Here is an 18,364-nt window from a genome sequence, read left to right on the forward strand (position 1 = left end):
CCCGGATCCCCTATAATTGCAATTGTCTTAGAGACACAATGTGACACTTAATTTGGATTAAAACTGCGCCGTTATGCGGACCTGCAATATTTGGACTTTGAATATTCCAATTTACCACATTGATAAACTGTCCAAGGAACTTTTGGTTTTGTAGTTTATCCTTATCGTTCATGATTATACATTATAGAACGTAGGTGAGCGATGTTGCACAGCCTAGGGTGTGAGGATAAGAACATGGAAAACAATGAAGTTGAAATCAAGAAGGTTGGGCCAATTGTCGAGACTGTCTGGGGCGTGTTCCTGCTTGTGGCGAGCTGCGCGCTAATCGTCTTTGCCGCTTAATCCTTGATTGCAAAAAAAAGAAAGTCCGTCTGTGTTGGAGACGGACTTCTTTTTTTCAATAGTTGGGTTTAATTTTTTATTTCGCTCCAGGCGCATTCGTTAGCAGGCGGGATATATCGGTTGTTGTAGTATGCAGCGCAAACTGTGGGGTTTGGAGCCTTTTCGCATGTAGTATCGCGAATTTCAACGAGCTTGTCATAGACGTCTCTGTTCTTTACAGATCTGAATAGCAATGAGTTCTGGAGGCATTCAAAACAGCATAGTCTGTCATAGACATGCATTGTCTTTTCGATTTTTTCAATCACCTTTGTATCACCTGTGGCAGAAAAATAGGCCCAGTGGGCATCGATATCTTCGCCTTCGCATGTGACCGAGTCCATGAAAAATTCGTGACCTTGAATATACTTGCTTATGCTTTGTTGTGCCGGGAATCCTGTTGGGAAGACTCGCTGAAAATCTTTCTGTTCTTTTTCATCGAGGTGAGACATAATCCAGTTCTCATCAAGGTAATCGCGGTTCTTTAAACTTATGAGGTTGATTAGAGTAGGGTAGTAAACTCTTGCGTTTTCCACATTGAGCGTATTTGCTCTAATTATAGCCACGATGAGTTCGTTCGTGTATTCGGGTTTCATCCTGTAGGCTTCACCGATGAACAGGTCTACAGAATCGGCTAAGGCGGGAGTTAAATCATCCCGCTTAAAGTTCTCATTTATTTGGGGCTTGAAAAATGCACAGCTTGATAGGACTAGAATGGCTAGAACAAATGATAGGTATAGTTGCTTTGTCATAAATAATCCTTAGTTTGGTTACAATATACATAAAAGTCCGTCTGTGTTGGAGACGGACTTCTTTTTTTAGAATGCTTTATTGTCTGTTACTTTTTTGCTTTCTTTGCCGTTGTGTTAGCGGCGGCCTTCTTTACAAGCTTTGTTTTAATCGGGGTGAATTTAATGCCTTCGGGAATAAGCTTTGCGATTGCTTTTGCAACTTGCTGTTGACCTTTATCGATTGCTGTAAGGTATTTGACGATCGCCTTGGAAATGTTATTGCAGAATTTTTCAGGAATATTTTCTTGAAGCTTTTCAAGTGTATTGGCTTTTGCGTTCTTGATATTGATCGAAGGTTGTACATTGAAACCGGCTATCTCGACAGCTTGTTGTATTGTGAATCGGTTTTCTTGGACGGCTAATGCATAATTTCCTGCATAGAGGCTTGCTGCGGAAGCGACTTCATGGATGTTGTTGAACCAAGGTCCAGTAGGTCCATGTGGTCCAAAAGGAGGCCCTCCCCAGGGCGTTCCGCATGGCCATGGTTCAAAATCGTCATAGTATCCGCTTGGTATATAACTAGTTATTATGCTGTGTCTTATTGCTTGTCTGAAAATATTGGTGGCTTCGAAGTCTTTATTCGGAGTGAGTTCAATACTATCGGGAATAAGCTTTTGGGCTTCCTTGATAATTTCATTCTGGCCTTTTTCGATGGCCTCTAAGTAACTGATTATAGCCTTGGCTATGTTATTGCTAATTTTTGCAGGAATGTTTTCTCTTAGTTTTGCAATAGGACTTATTTTGGAATTCCTGAAGTTGGCAGCTATGCTTGCTTCTAGGCCTGCATTGTGGATAATATCCAGTATTATATCGCCATTTTGCAAAAAGACTTTTGGGAATCTTACTGAATAATCTTTTACCTCAGCAATGAGTTCACTGATGTGGTGAGGCCATGGTATCGGGTGTCGCCACCAGGGTGTTCCACAAGGCCATGGCTCGTAAGTGTCTTTTTTTGTTGAATAAGCCGCAACTAGGGCTGTTACTGCTATTTTATTGAATAATTTGTGGACTTCAGATTCTTGAATTGTTGCTGTAGAATCTTTTTCATTTGTTTTGTTAGCCATTTTTTTCTCCTTAGGGTATATATATAAGTGTATATATTAAGAAGATAAAAAAGGATTAATGTAAAGTATTTTATACAAGTTTGAATTTTTAGTACAAAAAAACGGAATTCGTTCTGAATTCCGTTAAGTTGTTTGTTTTAATTTGACTTAGACTCTTCCGAAACGGCGTGTCTTGCGGAACGGCTTGTCGCCAAAGCTGCGCTCGTCGCGGTCCTTACGGAAGGGCTTGTCTTCGAACTTGCCGGGCTTGCGGTCGGCGAATTGGCGCTCACGGCGTGCCTTGCGGTTTTCGAACGGCTTGTCGCCAAAGCTGCGTTCACCACGGTCTTTGCGGAATCCGCCACGGCGTTCATCGTCTCGGAAGCCTCCCTTGCGGTCGCGATGGAAGCTGCGGCGTTCTTCGCGGCTGGCATGCGGTCTTGTTCCTGGTGCGGGACCCTCGGGTGGTTCGTCGGTCATCACGCGGAAGCGGGCGTCGTTGCCGCGGATGGTCATTTCGGACAAGATGTCGAGAACGTCTTGCGGGAGTGTGTTCGGGAGTTCAACGGTACTGAACTTGTCAAAGAGCTTGATGCGGCCGATGTTGCTGCTGTTGATGTTCGCTTCGCCGGCGATTGCACCCACGATGTCGCGCGGGGTGACGTGGTCAATGCGGCCAACGCCGAGGTAATAGCGCAAGAAGCCTTCTTCGACGCCGTTCAGGCCTTCCTTGCGTTCCTTACGCATACGCTTCTGTTCTTCGCTGTTGAGGCCGAAATCTTCGCCATTGCCGAGGAAGTCTCTGCCGCTGCGGACCTTTTCGCGGCGTTCCTTCGGAGCTTCGAGCGGCGGGAGGTTCGGGAAGAGCGGCTGCTTTTTCTGGTACATCTTGATGACGGCTGCTGCGATGTCTTCGGCGGTCATTTCGTTGACGGTACCGTCTTCGAGGGCGACGCCATCCTTCATGTTGCAGCCTTCTGCGGCGAGTGCGCGGACGAGTTCCTTGAACTGGTCGAGTTCACCGTAGCTCACGACGCTCTTGACTTTAGCCTTGAATGCTTCGACGCGCTTTTTGCTGATTTGTTCGGAGGTCGGCATTTCCATCACGTCAATCGGCTGGCGCGTAGCCTTTTCGATGGTCTTGAGCATACGCTTTTCACGCGGCGTGATGAACAAGATGGCGTTACCGCTGCGGCCTGCACGACCTGTACGGCCAATGCGGTGCACGTAAGATTCCGTGTCGTACGGAATGTCGTAGTTCACAACGAGTGAAATGCGGTCCACGTCAATACCGCGGGCGGCGACGTCTGTTGCGACGACGATATCGAGCTTGCCCATCTTGAGACGGTTGATGGTGCGTTCGCGCATGGACTGGGCGAGGTCGCCGTTGAGCGGGGCTACGTTGAATCCGCGGCTTTCGAGTTTCTCGGCTACTTCGGTGGTGTTCTGCTTGGTGCGCACGAAAATGAGTACGCCGTCAAATTCTTCGCCTTCGAGAACGCGGGCGAGCGCTTCGATTTTGTGTTCGTTTTTCACGAGCAAGTAGCGCTGGCAAATGTTTTCGACCGTGGTCGTCTTGCCTTCGATGCGGGCTTCTTCGTATTCGCCCAAGTGCTGGTCGATAATCTTTTTGACGCTATCCGGCATGGTGGCGCTAAAGAGGGCGCGCTGGGCATCGGCGGGGATTTCCCTGAGGATGGTTTCCACGTCTTCCATGAAGCCCATGTCGAGCATTTCATCCGCTTCGTCGAGGACGATAGCCTTGACCGCTCCGAGCGAAATAGAACCGCGCTTGATATGGTCAATCAAACGGCCCGGGGTGGCAACAACGATGCTTGCCTTGCGCTTGAGGGCGCGCAACTGGATTGCAATATCCTGACCGCCATAGACCGGAACAACAGTCACGTTCGGCATCTTGACGGCGTATTGCTGGATGGCATCCGAAACCTGGATCGCAAGTTCGCGTGTCGGCGTGAGCACGAGCATGGACGTTTCACGTCCGTTGAAGTTGATGCGCGAAAGGAGCGGGAGCGAGAATGCTGCTGTCTTGCCGGTACCAGTCTGTGCTGTTCCGAGAAGATTTGCTCCCTGCAAAAGCGCCGGAATTGCCTTAGCCTGAATGGGCGAGGGCGTTTCGTAGCCGGCGAGCTTGACGGCTTCGAGAACTTCCGGAGAGAGACCGAGATCGTCGAAAGTCACCAAAGATTCGTCGCCGACATCTTCTTCGTCTGTAGACTCTTCATTTAAGTTTGCCGGGCTAGTCGCAGCGACTGTTGCTTCATCAGTGGTTGTGTCATGCCCGGCTTGAACGGGCATTTCCTTTTCAACGCCGCTTACGGCTTCATCATCGTCGATAAATTCGACTTTTTCGCCTTTCTTGATCTTGGAATTTGCGCCGGATTCCAGAACTTCGCCGTTATCATCAACGACGATGCCGTCTGGATTTGCGGCAAAGAATGCGGCTTCGTCTGCCTGGTCTTCGTCTGCGCCGCTTGCGATGGCGTTCAAGAACGCATCCGCTTCGAGCTGCAATTTAGAGTTATCATTATTTTCCGGAACGTCGATTTCCGGGCCGCAAGAAATATCTTCTGCCATAAGTCACCTTCGGGATCCGTAAACTTCATCTGCAGCACATGCCGCGTCATCACTTTGCTCGAATCGAGCATTCAATAAGCCCCGAAGTGCACTCGCACTTATAAACCTGAAGTCTGTTGGGTCCCCAATAATTTGCGCCAAATGTAGAAAATAAAGGTTTGAAATCAAAGGTTTTTAAAAACGCTGGTGACGAAGTAATAAAAAAGAATGTTGCGCCCGCGTCGGAATTTTTCATAGACAGTTTAAATGAATTATACTATATTATGCAAACCTCGGAGAGATGCCAGAGTGGTCGAATGGGCCGGTCTCGAAATCCGGAGTCTGTCACAGGACCGAGGGTTCGAATCCCTCTCTCTCCTTTGAAACAAAAAGCGAAGCCGTAAGGCTTCGCTTTTTGTTTCAAGTGAAATAATAGTGGATGAGAACCCTCGCAGAGGGTTCGATTGACCGCGCGAGAGCGAAGCGAACACAGCGCGGTCAAGGATTACGGCCTCTGGCCGTAACCCGAAGGGCGGCGAAGGAACAGAATGTGACAGAGCCGTCCCATCCCTCTCTCTCCTAGAGAGAGGGTGAAAGGACTAGCGAAATGAAATGAGCTAGTTGTCCAATCCCACTCTCTCCTTGGAGTGAGTGAGAATGCTCTCGTATTGAGAGAGAACGTGAGGGAACTGAAAGTGACCGAACGATCCCATCCCTCTCTCTCCTTTAGAGAGGGCGCTCGAATTGTGAGAGCGTGAAAGGACTAGCGAAATGAAATGAGCTAGTTGTCCATCCCACTCTCTCCTCCCTCAAATTGGTAATAATCTCCCTAAAATGGTAGTTTTTAGCATTTTTCTGGTCTAAAAATGAATTTTTGTAATAAAAATGTATTCTTTTGCGAAAATTATATTATATTTATTTACGTGAACGTATCAGAGGGGAGCTTTGATTTGTTTGCAATGGGTGCAAACGCTATTTAGCTTTTAAAAGAAATAAACAGCATAATAAGGAACCGTGAATACGGTTTTGGTGTATTTGGAGTTTGTTCAAAAGTCTCTCATTCCAACTCGTAAAATACTGTCGCCCTCCAATCGAGGGCGACTTCCCGTTTTGCAAGTTTGGAACTAGTGCTTTGGCGTATGAGAAAGGATCGGCTTGATTGCCGGTCCTTTTTTATACCGCTTTGTGCGGTTAAAAAAAGACCGACTTTTCAGTCGATCTTTTTATACCCTGTGTCGCGGTTTGCTCGAGGGTATAAAAAAAGAACCCAACTTGCGTTGAGTTCTTTTTATACCCCCAAGCGGTTTCGAACCGCTGTTGCGGGAATGAAAATCCCGAGTCCTGGGCCACTAGACGATAGGGGCGTTTTGTGTGAGGACAAATATAGGATTTTATAGAATAATGTCAAGGGTGGATGGATAATTTTTTTTGAGGGGGCGCGGCTTTTCATAGTCCGCTCTTTTTATACCCTTTGAAAAGGTTGAAAAAAAGACCAACCTTGTGGTTGATCTTTTTTATACCCTGTGTCGCGGTTTGCTCGATGGTATAAAAAAAGAACCCAACTTGCGTTGAGTTCTTTTTATACCGCTTGGCGCGGTTACAAAAAAAGCCAACCTTGCGGTTGACTTTTTTATACCCCCAAGCGGTTTCGAACCGCTGTTGCGGGAATGAAAATCCCGAGTCCTGGGCCACTAGACGATAGGGGCGTTTTGTGTGCGCCAAATATAGATGTTTATAGGAAATTGTCAAGGGTTTTTATTTGAATTTTTTATTTTTTCTTCCGTGATTCTGAAAAAACGGCTAAAAAAGATACTTTGGCGTGGCGTTTTTCGCTTTTTGCCTGTGGCTTTGCTCGCGAGTGCTGCCGATGCGGCTTTGCTTTGGGGTGTTCGCTCTTTCATGGGGATTCTCCAGGGCGAGGCGATTTTCTCGCTTGTGCAGTGGCTTGTGCTGATGGTTGTTCTCACGGCGCTTCGCTTTGCCTTTTTTGTCTGGAAAATGAATATTTCCGAAAAATGGCTTTTTGGCGCTGGCTCTCTTGTGATGGCGTGGTTCCTGCATGCGCTCCGCTCTCTTTCGCCGCGCGTTTTCCATACGCCGGAAGGCGAAATGAAAGTCGAGGCTGCGTATGAATCGGCTGTTGTTCTGCAATCGAATGGTGGCGTGTTTTTCCAGGCGGTCCAGGCGGTTCTTCAGCTATTGGTGTTTTTGCCTGTGTTGTTTTACATTTCCTGGCCACTTACGTTGTTCCTCTTTGTTGTCGTTGTTCCGCTTGTGAGCTGGATGCAGCGCAGTCTGCATAAGATGGGGCCTGCCGAAGAAAACATTTTGACGGAGCGGTCGAGTTTTCGCAATTCGCTTTATCTTGCGCGAAAACTTTTCCGCCGCTGGAGTTCTGGCTTTGAACGCCGCGATGTTTCGAACGACTTGATGTCTCAAGTGCGTGTGCTCCGTGATGACGGGGTGGCGGTATCGCTCCGCAAAGGCGTTCTTTCGCTTGTTGCGGAATCGGTCTCGGTCTTGGCGATGGTCTTTGTGCTTGCGTTTTGCGCGCTCCTGATTTCGAAAGGCTGGATGGACGGCACGGGGCTTGTGCTTTACTGCTCGGCGGTTCTCCTTTGTTATAAACCTGTGAAGGAATGCGCTCGCGTGATGCCGCAGGCAAGGTCTGCGATGAGTGCGCTTCGCGTTTTGGAAAAGTTCGAAGCGTTGCCTTCGAAAAAATTGGACTCCAGTTCGGTTGAAAAAAGGTTCTCTTCGGACTTGGATTGTTTGGAAATCAAGCATGGCGATTTTTCTTACGAAGGAGCTTTTGCTACGCTTTTCAGTAATTTTTCGCTATGCTGGCAAACGAAAAAGCCGGTGCTGGTACGTGGGCGCAATGGCGTTGGCAAATCGACTCTGTTGCGCTTGATTGCTGGGCTTGAAGAATGGGATTACGGGAAAATTTCATGTTCCATTCCTTTAAAAAATAATGTGTTCTTTGTGGCCCAGGATTTAGAACTGCCTCCACTTCATTTGTTGAAAAAGCTTCTAGCACAAGCGAAGTTTGAGGCCGTTGCCGAATTTGCCCGCGCTGCCCGAGTGAACCAGATCGTTGCTAAAGAGGGAATGTCGGGGGGAGAACGTGCGCGTGTAGCTTTGGCTTGGGCGCTTGCTTCGGATTGCTCGGTAGTCTTGCTGGACGAGCCGTTTGCGTCTGTGGCGCTTGCTGACCGCGAATTGCTTTTGAGTGCTTTCCTTGACACGGCGGAACTGCTCCAGAAATGGGTTGTCCTCGTCAGTCACGATGTTCTTTCCCGAGAACAGGAACAAAGGTTCAATGTTGTGGAGATGGGTGATGCCTGATACAGAAAATAAGTTTTCTGCGTTTCTGTATCGCTTTCGCGGTTACATCTTGGGTGTAATGGCTGTAATTCTGGTGTGTGCGCCTCCGGGCAATGAACCCACCGCCCCCCTAATTGCTGTTCTTCTATACATTTTGAGTGCTTTTTTACGAGTGCAGGCTCGCCGGTTTATCGGCGAACATACTCGTGGCTACGAACATCAGGCGGATGCGCTTGTGACTTGCGGTCCGTACTCTCGCGTGAGGCATCCGCTTTACATTTCCAATACTGGTTTTGCTCTTGGAATCGCAATTTTTCATTTGGGTTTTTCGCTTTGGATTTTGCCGCTTATGCTTGTCGTGATTGCGTTCGAGATGGCGCTTTCGCGAATCGAGGATCGTTTCCTGGAACGGAAATTTGGCGATGTATGGCGCTTATGGGCGAGCGAAACTCCTGCGTTCTTTCCGCGTTTGCGAGCTTCGCATGGCGACTGTGCTGAAAAATTGCGGATGCTTCCTTTGCAAAGGACCTTCTGGCAGGCTTTTTTTGCGGATTCTTCCACTTGGCTGTGGCTCTTGTTTTGTAATTTATTACTGGTCGTAAGAAAAGTGGTGGTTTTCTATGTTTAAGGTTTTTGACATTGCAAGAGAGGCTTTAGGATCTGTAGCCAAAGTTGCTGCAAAAGTACCTGTTATAGAAAATAAGTACCATGTGAAATCGCGTCTGCGTGGCCCGTGGCCTAAGGGGCCGTTTCTTTGGATGCATGGCGCAAGTCTTGGCGAATGTAAGATGCTTTTGAATTTGGCGAAATTCCTCCAGGAGGATTTGCCGAATTGCCCGCGTCTTTTGGTGACGACGCAGAAAGTTGAAGTGGTTTCGTTTATCAAGGAGTCGGGGGCGGATGTGGCCGCCCATATTGCGCCAGTCGATGCACCTGCAACGATGAAGTCCTTTGTTTCGTCTGTCAAGCCGCTTGGACTTATTCTTGCCGAAAATGAACTGTGGCCGGGGTATCTTTCCTCGATGCTGCGGATTTCGACTCGGCCGCCTGTGGCTGTTGTTTCGGGGCGCTTCCATCATGCGGTTCCTGGAATGGACTATGCGGCGATTGGCTTTGTCAGCATGCAGACCGGGTCGGACTTGTCGCGCTTCTTCAGCGTTTCTGCGCGTTCGAACAGCTCGCGGATGATGATTGGCGGCGACTGGAAGCTTTTGCCTTGGGTCCGCTCGGGCAAGGCTGTTTTGCCTCCTGAAAATCCGACGGTCGATACTGTATTTGTCTCGATGCACATTCAGGAAATGCCGAGTCTCGGTCGCATGATTTTGTCTTCGATCAAGCGCGGTGAATCCGTGGTGCTTATGCCGCGTCGCTTGTCGGAAGTGGATGAATTCCGTAAGGCGCTTTGCGGACTTGGGGTATCGGTTGTTGACTGGCCCTTGGTGCAGAGCGGCTCAGTCTCGATGGTTCTCGAGTTTGGCAAGACGAAAGATGTGTTTGCCGTTTCTAGATCGGCGGTTGTTGGCGGCTCGTTTGCCCGTGGACTTGGCGTTCATGATTTTTGGGAGCCGCTTCAAAGCGGTCTTGCGACTTGTGTAGGGCCTTATGCCGCAGGGCAGGAAGAGACTGTGATGACGCTTGTTCGTGAAGGCGTCCTTGCGCAGTTACGCTCGGCTGAGGACTTTTCTCAGCGCAATAAGCCGGAATCCCGTTTGGTGCAAACATTTCTTGCTCATGAAAGTGCTAAAATTAGTGACTCGTATCAGCAGTTGCTGGAATTTTTGAAAAACTTGTTAAAGTAGATTAGGTGAATTATGAAAAAAATCGTTCTGGCTACGCCCCGTGGATTCTGTGCTGGTGTTGACCGTGCAATTCATGTGGTTGAAAAAGCTATCGAAAAATTTGGTACGCCGATTTATGTGCGCCATGAAATTGTTCATAACAAGTTTGTTGTTGAAACGCTTAAGGACAAGGGCGTTGTCTTTGTCGATGAGCTGGATCAAGTGCCGGAAGGATCCGTGGTGATTTTCTCGGCGCATGGCGTTGCTGAACGCATTTATGAAGAGGCTAAAGCCCGTAATTTGCAGGTGCTTGATGCGAGCTGCCCGCTGGTGCTTAAAGTGCATTTCAGCGCTAAGCGGCATTACAATGCGGGTCGCCATATCATCTTGATTGGGCATGCCGGGCATGCCGAGGTCGAAGGTACGCTTGGGCAGCTCCCGGAAGGCGCGATTACGCTTATCAGGAACGAAAAAGATGCGGAAATGGTTGATGTGCCTGCCGACAAGGAGCTGGCTTACATCACGCAGACGACGCTTTCTGTGGCGGAAACTCGCAAGATTATCGAAGCGCTCAAGCGCCGTTTCCCGAACATCATCGGGCCGGATGCGGGTGATCTTTGCTATGCGACGGGGAACCGCCAGGCGGCAGTTCTCGAGCTGTGCTCCGAGGTGGACATGCTTTTGGTTGTTGGTGCCAAGAATTCCTCGAATTCGTCCCGCTTGATGGAGCTTGGGCTTGAACAGGGCCTCCCGAGCCACTTGATTGCGGACGTGAACGATCTTGATCCGGCGTGGTTTGAGGGCATTGACACGGTTGGGTTGTCTAGCGGTGCGAGCGCACCGGAGGTGCTGGTCCAGGGCGTTGTCGATTGGCTGAAAGAAAAATTTGGCCCGATAGAAGTTGAAAATCTTGTAAAATTAGTGGAAAATACGAAGTTTAACTTGCCAAAAGCATTGCAAGATTAACTTTAGCCTTGACAGTTTTGAAATTTTTAGCTAAAATTGGTGCCTGTAAAAACAACGGAGTTTTAATATGAGCCGCATTTGTGAAGTCACCGGCAAAGCCGGTCTCGTGGGCAACATGGTTTCCCACTCTAACCGTAAGAAGTTGATGAAGCAGCTTCCGAACCTCCAGAAGAAGCGCTTCTACATTCCTGAAGAAGATCGCTGGGTGACGCTCCGCGTTAGCGCTGCTGGTCTCCGCACGATCAACAAGCTTGGCATCCAGGCTGTTGCTCAGGAACTCGGAATCTAATTTCTTAGATTGAAAGTTTGACGAAAGCCGCTATGCGTAGCATGGCGGTCTTTTGTGTATTTGTCGTTTTTTGTGCGGCCACCCGCCTTGTTATGCCGGACTCCGATCCGGCATCGGCTTTTTATACAAAAAATGCCCCGGCGCTTAGACCGGGGCTGACGAATTCTCTTTGTCAAGCCCTACTTGATAGGGCTTCTCCTTTTTTTTAAAGGAGATTCCCGGTCTAGCCGGGAATGACAAGCGTATGTCATTCGAAGATAATTTTACTTCCGACTTCCTACTGTCTACCGCCTACTTTCTAATGAACTGCGGGACGCCTTTGTACTTCGCCATGGCCTGCATGATGCTACCCATTTCCCATTCCTTTTCCTTGAGGCGGCGGCGGAGGAGGGCGACGAACACTTCCATGAGCATTTCGCAGTCGTACACGGAACGGTGCATCTTTTCTTCGTCGATGGTCATCGAGATTTCGCCACGCTTCATGAACATGTTTGCCATGAAGCCGAGCTTGTGGTTTGCAAGTTCCGGCATGATGGTCTTGGAAATGGCAAGGCTATCGACGACAGGGTTCCCAGGCGTGAACTGCGGGTTCTGTTCGTAGGCGGTGCGCAAGAAGCTGGCGTCGAAGTTTGCGTTGTGGGCTAGCAAAATGGATCCCGGTCCGCAGAATGCGGTGAACTGTTTGAGAGCTTCGCCGACCGGAGGTGCGTTTTCGACCATTTTGTCGGTGATGTGGTTCACGTTCGTTGCTTCGGCGGGGATGAGCATGTTGGGCTTTACGAGCGTGTCAAATTCCGAGATGAGCTTTGGCACGACGCGTCCGTTTTTCACCTCTACAGTGAACTTTACGGCGCCAATTTCAATGATTTCGTCTTTGCGGTTGACAAGACCAGTCGTTTCTAAGTCGAATGCGACAAATTTTGGAGGTAATGCGATCACGGCTGTGTTTCCTTATTTTGAATATTTTCGGGCAAAAGATACTTAATTTCGATGTCAATAGCTGTCAAAGGGAGCGGAATAATGAAATTATCCCATCCGTTTAGGCGAAAATGCTTGCCATATTTGATGCAAAAAAGCCAAAGGGGGCGGCCGCTCGCCTTGGAAAGCCACAGGGAACCCGGTTTTACCTGGAGGGCGGGGCCGTGCGGACCGTCGAGCGCCATGCCGACAAAACGGTCGTTCTTGAGCGATTTTAGCAGATGGCGGACATTTGTGGCCCCGTGCGTGTTGGAACCGCGGGTGACTTCGTAATGGAGCTGCTTGGCCGCCTGGGCGAAAAATTCGCCGTCGTTTGATTCCGAGACGAGGATGTGGACGTTCTTGTCCTTGAAGGCGGCGGTGCTTGCGAGCAGGTCCTTGTGCCAGAGTCCGAGGATCCCCGGGCGGAAGTCGTCGGGAACGCGCAGGCGGATGCGGAGGCTCCTCATCCAGAGGGCGCCGAGCGTGGCGAGCAATTTTGTCTTCATTTGGGTGAAATTCACGGCTAAAAATTAAAAAATTTCACTTTTTTTTGCGCGGACCCCTTGTAAGGGCGTCTTAAAATACTTATATTGCGTCTGCAATTATGGCGACGTACCCAAGTTGGTAAGGGGCGAGTCTGCAAAACTCTTATTCGGCGGTTCGAGTCCGCCCGTTGCCTCTCAAAAGACCTTTCGTGAAAGCGAAAGGTCTTTTTGTTTTCTCGAGGATTGCGGGAGGCGGGAACCGCGCACTCCATAAAAAAGCCCGCGCATTGAATATGCACGGGTCATGAAAAATAACTGGATCCTTCCGCCCTTTGGTCGTCAGGATGACGGGGACGCGGGCTGGGAAACTTATTCTGCTGGCGGAAGCGGGTTCTTGCGGGGGCGGCCACGCGGGCGCTTGACCGGCATTTCTGCTGCGGCTTCCGGGTGAAGTGCCTTGTTCTTTGCCATGAGCGCTTCGCGGATCTTCTTTGCGCGTTCTTCGATGCGCTGGCGGGCGAGGTCGGCTGCAGACACGATGACGGTCTTTGGCTTGTCGCCTGGCTTTGCGCCGAACGAGCCCTTGAGGACGCGGCCTGAAGGCGGTTTGGGCGGTTCCGAGATGACGCTCGTGAGCACTCGCTTGGGCGCTGCTGTGGGAACCGTCTTTTCGATAATCTTCTTGACTTCGGCGTCTTCGGCCTTAGGTGCGGCGTTCTTTGCGATTTTCTTCAGGATGCTGTTGATTTCGGCATCGTTTTCTGCTTCACGCTGCTTTGCGCTTTCGGGCTTGATGTACTTGGCCACGAGCGAATTGAACTTGGCGTTTTCGCTCTGCTCTTTGAGTTTTTGGCGCTCGCGCTTGGACGGGCGCTTGGCCCCGTTGTGCTTTTTACCGATAAATTTTTTCTCTTTGCTTTCCGAGTTGCGAATGATTTCTTCGTCGGAAAGACCACGCAGTTCGGGCGGAACTTCAGTGACTTGAAGAGCCTCTTTTCTAGTGGAATCTGTCATGATTTCTGGGTCTTTAAGCGGTTTTTAGCTTTGTCAAGGTTTTTTTTGCACTTTTTTTGCAAAAAATCTGAGAAAAATTTAAAAAAATTTGAAAAAAATGCTTGTCAAGGTCTAGAAAAAAAATTCTTTATGGACTATTTTTGGAGTACAATGCTTCGGTTTACACAAGAAATATCTCTCGCTTTGCGCTCTATCGCTAATGAAGAAGAAGCGCATGAAATGTCTAAGAAGGCTAGGGAGCAATTTGAATTTCTCGGAATCAGATTGGTTCCCCGTCGTGAAGTCACGTACCCGATTTTTGACAAGTACCCGCCAAAGGACGGGGACGAACTCGTGTCGAGGGTTGAGGACATGTGGGCGCAGCCGTATAGGGAATTCCAGTACGCGGCTTGTGACTACCTGTTCCGCCATCGTGTTCTTCTCGGTGGCCAGCACCTGAATTTTTTGAAAAAGCTCATTAAGACCAGAGCTTGGCGAGACACTGTCGATACCCTCGCTTCTTGCGTCTTGGGTGATTTGGCGCTACGTCTTCCGGCGTTGCGTACAAAGATTGCCTCCTGGATTCGCGACCCGAACATCTGGGTTCGCCGCAGTGCAATCATCTTCCAGGTGCAGTACAAGGACCGCACCGACTGGCCGCTTTTGCGTCAGTTCTGCCTCACTTGCGCGAAGGACGACGACTACTACATCCGCAACGGCATTGGTCGTGCTCTTTCTGAATACGCCCGCATCAATCCGACTGAAGTCCGCCGCTTTGTCCAAGATAACGCATTTGCTGAACAGACCGCTCAGGAAATCTTGCGCCTTATCTAAGTGAGATTGCTGGCGATCCGTTAAATTTGCAATGCGAATTGCGCAAAGCCTCGGCTTTTAAAGACTCTCGAAAGAGGGTCTTTTTTATTTGCTTTTCTTTTCGGCTTTCCCCTTTTCCTTTAGTGGAAAGCTGAAACGGCCCTGAAGGACGCAGCCTTTTGCCCCTGGGTCGCATTCCTGTTTGCGTTTCTCGCAAAATGTCTCGTTGAGGTATTTGCATTCCCAGCTCATAAGAATCTCCTTCTTGAAAGAGGTGGTTGTGCTTGCGGCACTTTTATTAATCTAAACAAAAAGTGGGCAAATAAGCCTATAATTTTGAGTGGGAATGGTCTAATTAAAATGTATATTGCTTGTAAATGAAGAAAAAACGAGCGAAAAAATCGGTGAAAAAGTCGTACAAGGCGAAAAGTTTTGTGGGTGTTTGCCTTTTTTTAATACCTGCACTTTTTGTGTTTGTTGTGTTCGGAGTTCAAGTTGGTTACGATTTTATTGTAAATGATTTTGATGACATTAGAGAACATTTATCTATATGGTTCTTTGTCGTATATTATGTTTTTATTGGTTTTATACTCTTTTTGATTTTGAATCTTAACCCGGTAAGGATAAATATTGATGGTGATGAAATTGAGTTTGTCTATGTTTGCCGGAATAAAATTCGCGTAAATATTGATGATGTAAAAGTGCTGAGCTATGCGGACTATGGAAAAACGTGGTATGCCATAGTGTATGTACGTAAGCGATTGATGCGTATTTCTTCAGCGGAATTCCCGGCTTTGAAATATTTGTTTGAAAAAACTTAAAAACACTCACCTTAATCAAAGTGGCACTACTAGCGTAGTGCACTTTGTGGCGGCTCGGTCATGGCAAATTGAGCAAGCTCATTTGTCACGACTCTCACCTTAATCAAAGTTGAGGGTTCGTCTGTATGGCGTGAATCCTGCGTTTTTGATGAAATTTTCGGCTTGTTCGATAGTCGTGAGCCCGTGGTTTTGGAGCACGTTCTCTTCGATGACGATGCTGTTGATGTCGTCGGCGCCGGCATGCAGCCCGAGTTCACCGAGCGAAAGTCCCATGCCGAGGAGCGAAACTTCGATGTGCGGGACGTTGTCGAGGTACAGGCGGCTGAGCGCGAGCAGCTTGAGGTATTCATCGCCGCGCACATGGCGGATCGGGAACTTGTCTGTCTGCGGCTGGAACGTCCACACGACAAAGCTCTTGAAACCGCCCGCAATGTCCTGCGTCTTGCGGACGTATTCAAGATGCTCGATGACTTCTTCGGCGGTTTCGGCGCTGCCGATGACGATGTTTGCACTGCCAGGGAGTCCTTTCTTGTGGCAGGCGGCAAGCGTATCGCTCCATTGCTGTGCCGGAAGTTTTTTCGGGCTTAAGATTTGACGCATGCGGTCGGAGAGTATCTCGGCGCCTGCGCCCGGGACGGAACTGAGACCTGCATCCTTGAAAATGTCAAGCAGTTCGTCAAGCGGTATGTTGTTGAATTCCGCAATGCGGACAAGTTCAACCGGCGAGAATCCGCGCACCTTAACGCCCAATTCTTGCGTGAGCATTTTCAGTACGTCGGTGTAATAGCTGAGCGGAATTTCTTTGTTGACTCCGCCTTGTAAAAAAATCTGGTCGGCGCCTTTGGCTTTAGCTTCGAGCGTCTTTTGACGGATTTCGTCTAAACTCAAAATGTACGCTTCGGGGTGCTTTGCAGGGCGGCAAAAACTGCAAAAGCTGCAAGTCACTTCGCAAACGTTCGTGTAGTTCACAATGCGGAACGCCGTGTAACCGACGCGGTTCCCGGGGAGCTTCGCCTGGCGTACGGTATCGGCTGCTTCGACGACCTCAGTCCAGGGGACGTTCTTTAAAATTTCGAGACCTTCCGCCGGAGTGAGGCGTTCTTGAGCGATTGCTTTGTTTAACAAGGAATTCATTGGTTAAATAATAGAAAAAATAAACCTCATACCTCAAAGGCTCGAAGAGCCGACCTCACACCCCATGCCCTGTTGACTAATTGTCCACGAAACTACTATTGCGGCTTGTGTTTTGGCTCACCGACGAGGATATATTACAGATGGGTTTAGTTAGGTAGAACACTGGTGTGTCCATGCTTGGTTTTGTGGAACCACGCTGTTGCGTGGCATATCTCCTTGCGTGTATCAAATCAGTTTGGAGGACTTGTCCTTTCGGGATGAAGAGTTAGGAATGATACAACAGGAGAACAGGTATGAAACACCTCAGTTTAAAGTGTGCAGCAATGGCTCTTGCTTTTGCTGCATCTGCACAGGCTTTTACCGTTACGGGTAAGGTCAACGATGAAAGCGGCAAGGCTATCGAAAAAGCCTCCGTAGAACTTCTTAAAAACGCACTCAAGACAACGACCGATTCCAAGGGCGAATTCAAGCTTTTCAAGGAAGAGGCCAATCCCGGTGATTCCTTGATTGGCATCCATTCCATTCGTCCGAGACTCGGCTATGTGAGCGTGATGAACGGCGTTCTGTCTTATTCCCAGAGTACGAATGAACCGGTGCGCATTCAGGTCTTTGACGCCGTGGGTTCCCGTGTCTTGAACGAGACCGTTTATGGCTCAGGTACGCTTGACATGCAGTCTGTCGTGAAATCTCAGGGTTCTTATTTTGCGCGAGTGAGCGTTGGTAGCGCAAAGAGCAATTTCCGCTTTGCATCCAATGGTAATTACGGGGTCTCGTTTGGCGAAGCTGTGGCTCGTGGCCTCAAGAAAGAAGAAGCCGGCGATAGCCTCCGCGTGATTGCAACGGATTATGATACGTTGACAGTTGCTCTTTCTAACTTGGATACAAACGTTACACTCAAGCTCAAAAAGACGGTCAAACAGCCGGAATACGCTTACGGTTGGGGCCTCAAGAACGATCCGGTGCCGACACGTGGTTGTGGCAAGGATACAAAGCTTGACTACAAGTATCGCGGTGACAAGCCGTATATCGATTTCAAGTGGAGCAAGGGTACGCGTACCGTTCGTATCGATATTCCCAAGAACTACGATAAGAATAATCCGTACAAACTCATTTTCGGTATGCAGTGCATGGGCGGCTGGGCCGGTGGCGTGCAGGATGAAGGCTATTATGGTCTGAAACCGCTTGATACGGAAAATACAGCCATCTTCGTCGCTCCGGAAGGCAATGGAAACCAGGCCCCGTGGGATCAGAACGACTACATTCTCTTCGATGAACTTCTTGCATACCTCGAAGGCAACTTCTGCATTGACTCTTCTCGTGTGTTCTCGACCGGCTTTAGCTACGGCTCCATGTTCTCTAACGGACTTTCCTGGAACCATCAGGACGTGCTCCGTGCTGTTGCCGTGTACGAAACAGCTGAACGCAATATTTGGCTCCCGCAGCGCAAGCAGATGGGCATCGGCTGGATGGGTGTGCTCGGCTTGCAGGACAATCTCTGCACTCCGGTCATGGGCCGTGCTGCTCGCGATATCATCTTGGAACTCAACTCCGAAGGTGGCAAGGCCAAGAACGAGCGTGCTCAGGAATACGGTGGTAACGGTCCGCACGTGTGCTATGACTACACGACTGTTGAAGAACGCTTCCCGGTTCGCTGGTGCACACAGAACGGTGGCCATATCTGGGACCACAAGGATCCGGGTTCGAACCAGTCATGGGTTCCGAAGACCACTTGGGATTTCTTCAATAAGTTCTAATATCTAAGATTCTTTCCTCCTCACAAAACTCTCGGTTTCGGCCGGGAGTTTTTGCCTCCCCAAAAGCAAAAAAATCAAAAAGTGGCGGTTTTTACGTTAATTTTAAGTTTTTTTTGAATTTTTGACGTAAAATTTTGATGTTGTCTGTAATTTTTGGGCCGGTTTTTCGATTTTTGCGCTGCTTAACGCCTCAAAAGTGGCACGAAAATGCTTTTTGAGTGAAAAAATCGGGATAAAAAACGAAAAATGGTCGTTGAA

Annotated in this window: 15 protein-coding genes and 4 tRNA genes; 10 read left to right on the forward strand and 9 right to left on the reverse strand. The window is 48.9% G+C overall.

Going from position 1 to position 18,364, the window contains the following annotated elements; translation table 11 throughout:
• Positions 1-410: 410 nt before the first annotated feature.
• From B7990_RS09925 to B7990_RS09935, 3 genes are all read right to left on the reverse strand, one after another.
• On the reverse strand, positions 411-1,130 hold the full coding sequence (locus B7990_RS09925; protein WP_254917465.1) for a hypothetical protein: 720 nt from the start codon (positions 1,128-1,130) through the stop codon (positions 411-413).
• An 86-nt stretch (positions 1,131-1,216) separates the two neighbouring features.
• Positions 1,217-2,233, reverse strand: a complete 1,017-nt coding sequence (locus B7990_RS09930; protein WP_088640817.1) for a hypothetical protein — start codon at positions 2,231-2,233, stop codon at positions 1,217-1,219.
• 147 nt (positions 2,234-2,380) lie between these two features.
• Entirely contained in the window at positions 2,381-4,807 is a 2,427-nt protein-coding gene (locus tag B7990_RS09935; RefSeq protein WP_254917466.1) for a DEAD/DEAH box helicase, read from the reverse strand.
• Between the two features lie 274 nt (positions 4,808-5,081).
• Here B7990_RS09935 and B7990_RS09940 point away from each other — a divergent pair.
• Positions 5,082-5,166 (forward strand) — tRNA-Ser (locus B7990_RS09940).
• A 911-nt stretch (positions 5,167-6,077) separates the two neighbouring features.
• On the opposite strand, the gene B7990_RS09945 is transcribed toward B7990_RS09940, so the two are convergent.
• Both B7990_RS09945 and B7990_RS09950 read right to left on the reverse strand, forming a co-directional pair.
• Positions 6,078-6,150 (reverse strand) — tRNA-Glu (locus B7990_RS09945).
• A 269-nt stretch (positions 6,151-6,419) separates the two neighbouring features.
• A tRNA-Glu gene (locus tag B7990_RS09950) sits at positions 6,420-6,492 on the reverse strand.
• 136 nt (positions 6,493-6,628) lie between these two features.
• Here B7990_RS09950 and B7990_RS09955 point away from each other — a divergent pair.
• From B7990_RS09955 to rpmB, 5 genes are all read left to right on the forward strand, one after another.
• Entirely contained in the window at positions 6,629-8,134 is a 1,506-nt protein-coding gene (locus B7990_RS09955) for an ABC transporter ATP-binding protein (RefSeq protein ID WP_254917481.1), read from the forward strand.
• Complete coding sequence (locus B7990_RS09960) at positions 8,127-8,741, forward strand: isoprenylcysteine carboxylmethyltransferase family protein (RefSeq protein ID WP_088640819.1); 615 nt, start codon at positions 8,127-8,129, stop codon at positions 8,739-8,741. The genes B7990_RS09955 and B7990_RS09960 overlap by 8 nt, the downstream gene beginning before the upstream one ends.
• Entirely contained in the window at positions 8,734-9,912 is a 1,179-nt protein-coding gene (locus B7990_RS09965) for a glycosyltransferase N-terminal domain-containing protein (protein ID WP_088640820.1), read from the forward strand. Before B7990_RS09960 ends, B7990_RS09965 begins: the two co-directional genes overlap by 8 nt.
• A 12-nt stretch (positions 9,913-9,924) precedes the next feature.
• Positions 9,925-10,857 (forward strand): 4-hydroxy-3-methylbut-2-enyl diphosphate reductase, encoded by a 933-nt coding sequence (ispH, locus tag B7990_RS09970; protein ID WP_088640821.1) that lies wholly within the window; start codon positions 9,925-9,927, stop codon positions 10,855-10,857.
• 67 nt (positions 10,858-10,924) lie between these two features.
• Positions 10,925-11,146 carry a 50S ribosomal protein L28 gene (rpmB, locus tag B7990_RS09975; RefSeq protein ID WP_014546602.1) on the forward strand — a complete coding sequence of 74 codons (222 nt, stop codon included), beginning with the start codon at positions 10,925-10,927 and terminating at the stop codon, positions 11,144-11,146.
• Positions 11,147-11,437: 291 nt separating this feature from the next.
• On the opposite strand, the gene B7990_RS09980 is transcribed toward rpmB, so the two are convergent.
• Positions 11,438-12,085 (reverse strand): PolC-type DNA polymerase III, encoded by a 648-nt coding sequence (locus B7990_RS09980; RefSeq protein WP_014546603.1) that lies wholly within the window; start codon positions 12,083-12,085, stop codon positions 11,438-11,440.
• Complete coding sequence (locus B7990_RS09985) at positions 12,082-12,612, reverse strand: lysophospholipid acyltransferase family protein (RefSeq protein WP_254917467.1); 531 nt, start codon at positions 12,610-12,612, stop codon at positions 12,082-12,084. The genes B7990_RS09980 and B7990_RS09985 overlap by 4 nt, the downstream gene beginning before the upstream one ends.
• Before the next feature lie 100 nt (positions 12,613-12,712).
• Between B7990_RS09985 and B7990_RS09990 the strand changes: the two genes are divergently transcribed.
• Positions 12,713-12,785 (forward strand) — tRNA-Cys (locus B7990_RS09990).
• A gap of 175 nt (positions 12,786-12,960) precedes the next feature.
• On the opposite strand, the gene B7990_RS09995 is transcribed toward B7990_RS09990, so the two are convergent.
• On the reverse strand, positions 12,961-13,605 hold the full coding sequence (locus B7990_RS09995; RefSeq protein WP_088640822.1) for a hypothetical protein: 645 nt from the start codon (positions 13,603-13,605) through the stop codon (positions 12,961-12,963).
• A gap of 150 nt (positions 13,606-13,755) precedes the next feature.
• Between B7990_RS09995 and B7990_RS10000 the strand changes: the two genes are divergently transcribed.
• Entirely contained in the window at positions 13,756-14,418 is a 663-nt protein-coding gene (locus B7990_RS10000) for a DNA alkylation repair protein (protein ID WP_088640823.1), read from the forward strand.
• 356 nt (positions 14,419-14,774) lie between these two features.
• Positions 14,775-15,218, forward strand: coding sequence for a hypothetical protein (locus B7990_RS10005; protein ID WP_088640824.1), 444 nt, complete (start codon positions 14,775-14,777; stop codon positions 15,216-15,218).
• 99 nt (positions 15,219-15,317) lie between these two features.
• On the opposite strand, the gene B7990_RS10010 is transcribed toward B7990_RS10005, so the two are convergent.
• Positions 15,318-16,352 (reverse strand): radical SAM protein, encoded by a 1,035-nt coding sequence (locus B7990_RS10010; RefSeq protein WP_088640825.1) that lies wholly within the window; start codon positions 16,350-16,352, stop codon positions 15,318-15,320.
• Positions 16,353-16,645: 293 nt separating this feature from the next.
• On the opposite strand from B7990_RS10010, the gene B7990_RS10015 reads away from it, so the two are divergent.
• Complete coding sequence (locus B7990_RS10015) at positions 16,646-18,106, forward strand: esterase (protein ID WP_088640826.1); 1,461 nt, start codon at positions 16,646-16,648, stop codon at positions 18,104-18,106.
• Positions 18,107-18,364: the final 258 nt, after the last annotated feature.

The organism is Fibrobacter sp. UWB4 (assembly GCF_002210345.1).
In the GTDB taxonomy this organism is placed as follows: Bacteria; Fibrobacterota; Fibrobacteria; order Fibrobacterales; family Fibrobacteraceae; genus Fibrobacter.

Coding starts and splice junctions, on each gene's coding strand:
- B7990_RS09965 (WP_088640820.1), top strand. CDS start 8,734: ATGTTTAAGGTTTTTGACATTGCAAGAGAGGCTTTAGGATCTGTAGCC.
- B7990_RS09935 (WP_254917466.1), bottom strand. CDS start 4,807: ATGGCAGAAGATATTTCTTGCGGCCCGGAAATCGACGTTCCGGAAAAT.
- B7990_RS09925 (WP_254917465.1), bottom strand. CDS start 1,130: ATGACAAAGCAACTATACCTATCATTTGTTCTAGCCATTCTAGTCCTA.
- B7990_RS09985 (WP_254917467.1), bottom strand. CDS start 12,612: ATGAAGACAAAATTGCTCGCCACGCTCGGCGCCCTCTGGATGAGGAGC.
- B7990_RS10000 (WP_088640823.1), top strand. CDS start 13,756: ATGCTTCGGTTTACACAAGAAATATCTCTCGCTTTGCGCTCTATCGCT.
- B7990_RS09960 (WP_088640819.1), top strand. CDS start 8,127: ATGCCTGATACAGAAAATAAGTTTTCTGCGTTTCTGTATCGCTTTCGC.
- B7990_RS10015 (WP_088640826.1), top strand. CDS start 16,646: ATGAAACACCTCAGTTTAAAGTGTGCAGCAATGGCTCTTGCTTTTGCT.
- B7990_RS09995 (WP_088640822.1), bottom strand. CDS start 13,605: ATGACAGATTCCACTAGAAAAGAGGCTCTTCAAGTCACTGAAGTTCCG.
- rpmB (WP_014546602.1), top strand. CDS start 10,925: ATGAGCCGCATTTGTGAAGTCACCGGCAAAGCCGGTCTCGTGGGCAAC.
- B7990_RS09930 (WP_088640817.1), bottom strand. CDS start 2,233: ATGGCTAACAAAACAAATGAAAAAGATTCTACAGCAACAATTCAAGAA.
- B7990_RS10010 (WP_088640825.1), bottom strand. CDS start 16,352: ATGAATTCCTTGTTAAACAAAGCAATCGCTCAAGAACGCCTCACTCCG.
- B7990_RS10005 (WP_088640824.1), top strand. CDS start 14,775: ATGAAGAAAAAACGAGCGAAAAAATCGGTGAAAAAGTCGTACAAGGCG.
- ispH (WP_088640821.1), top strand. CDS start 9,925: ATGAAAAAAATCGTTCTGGCTACGCCCCGTGGATTCTGTGCTGGTGTT.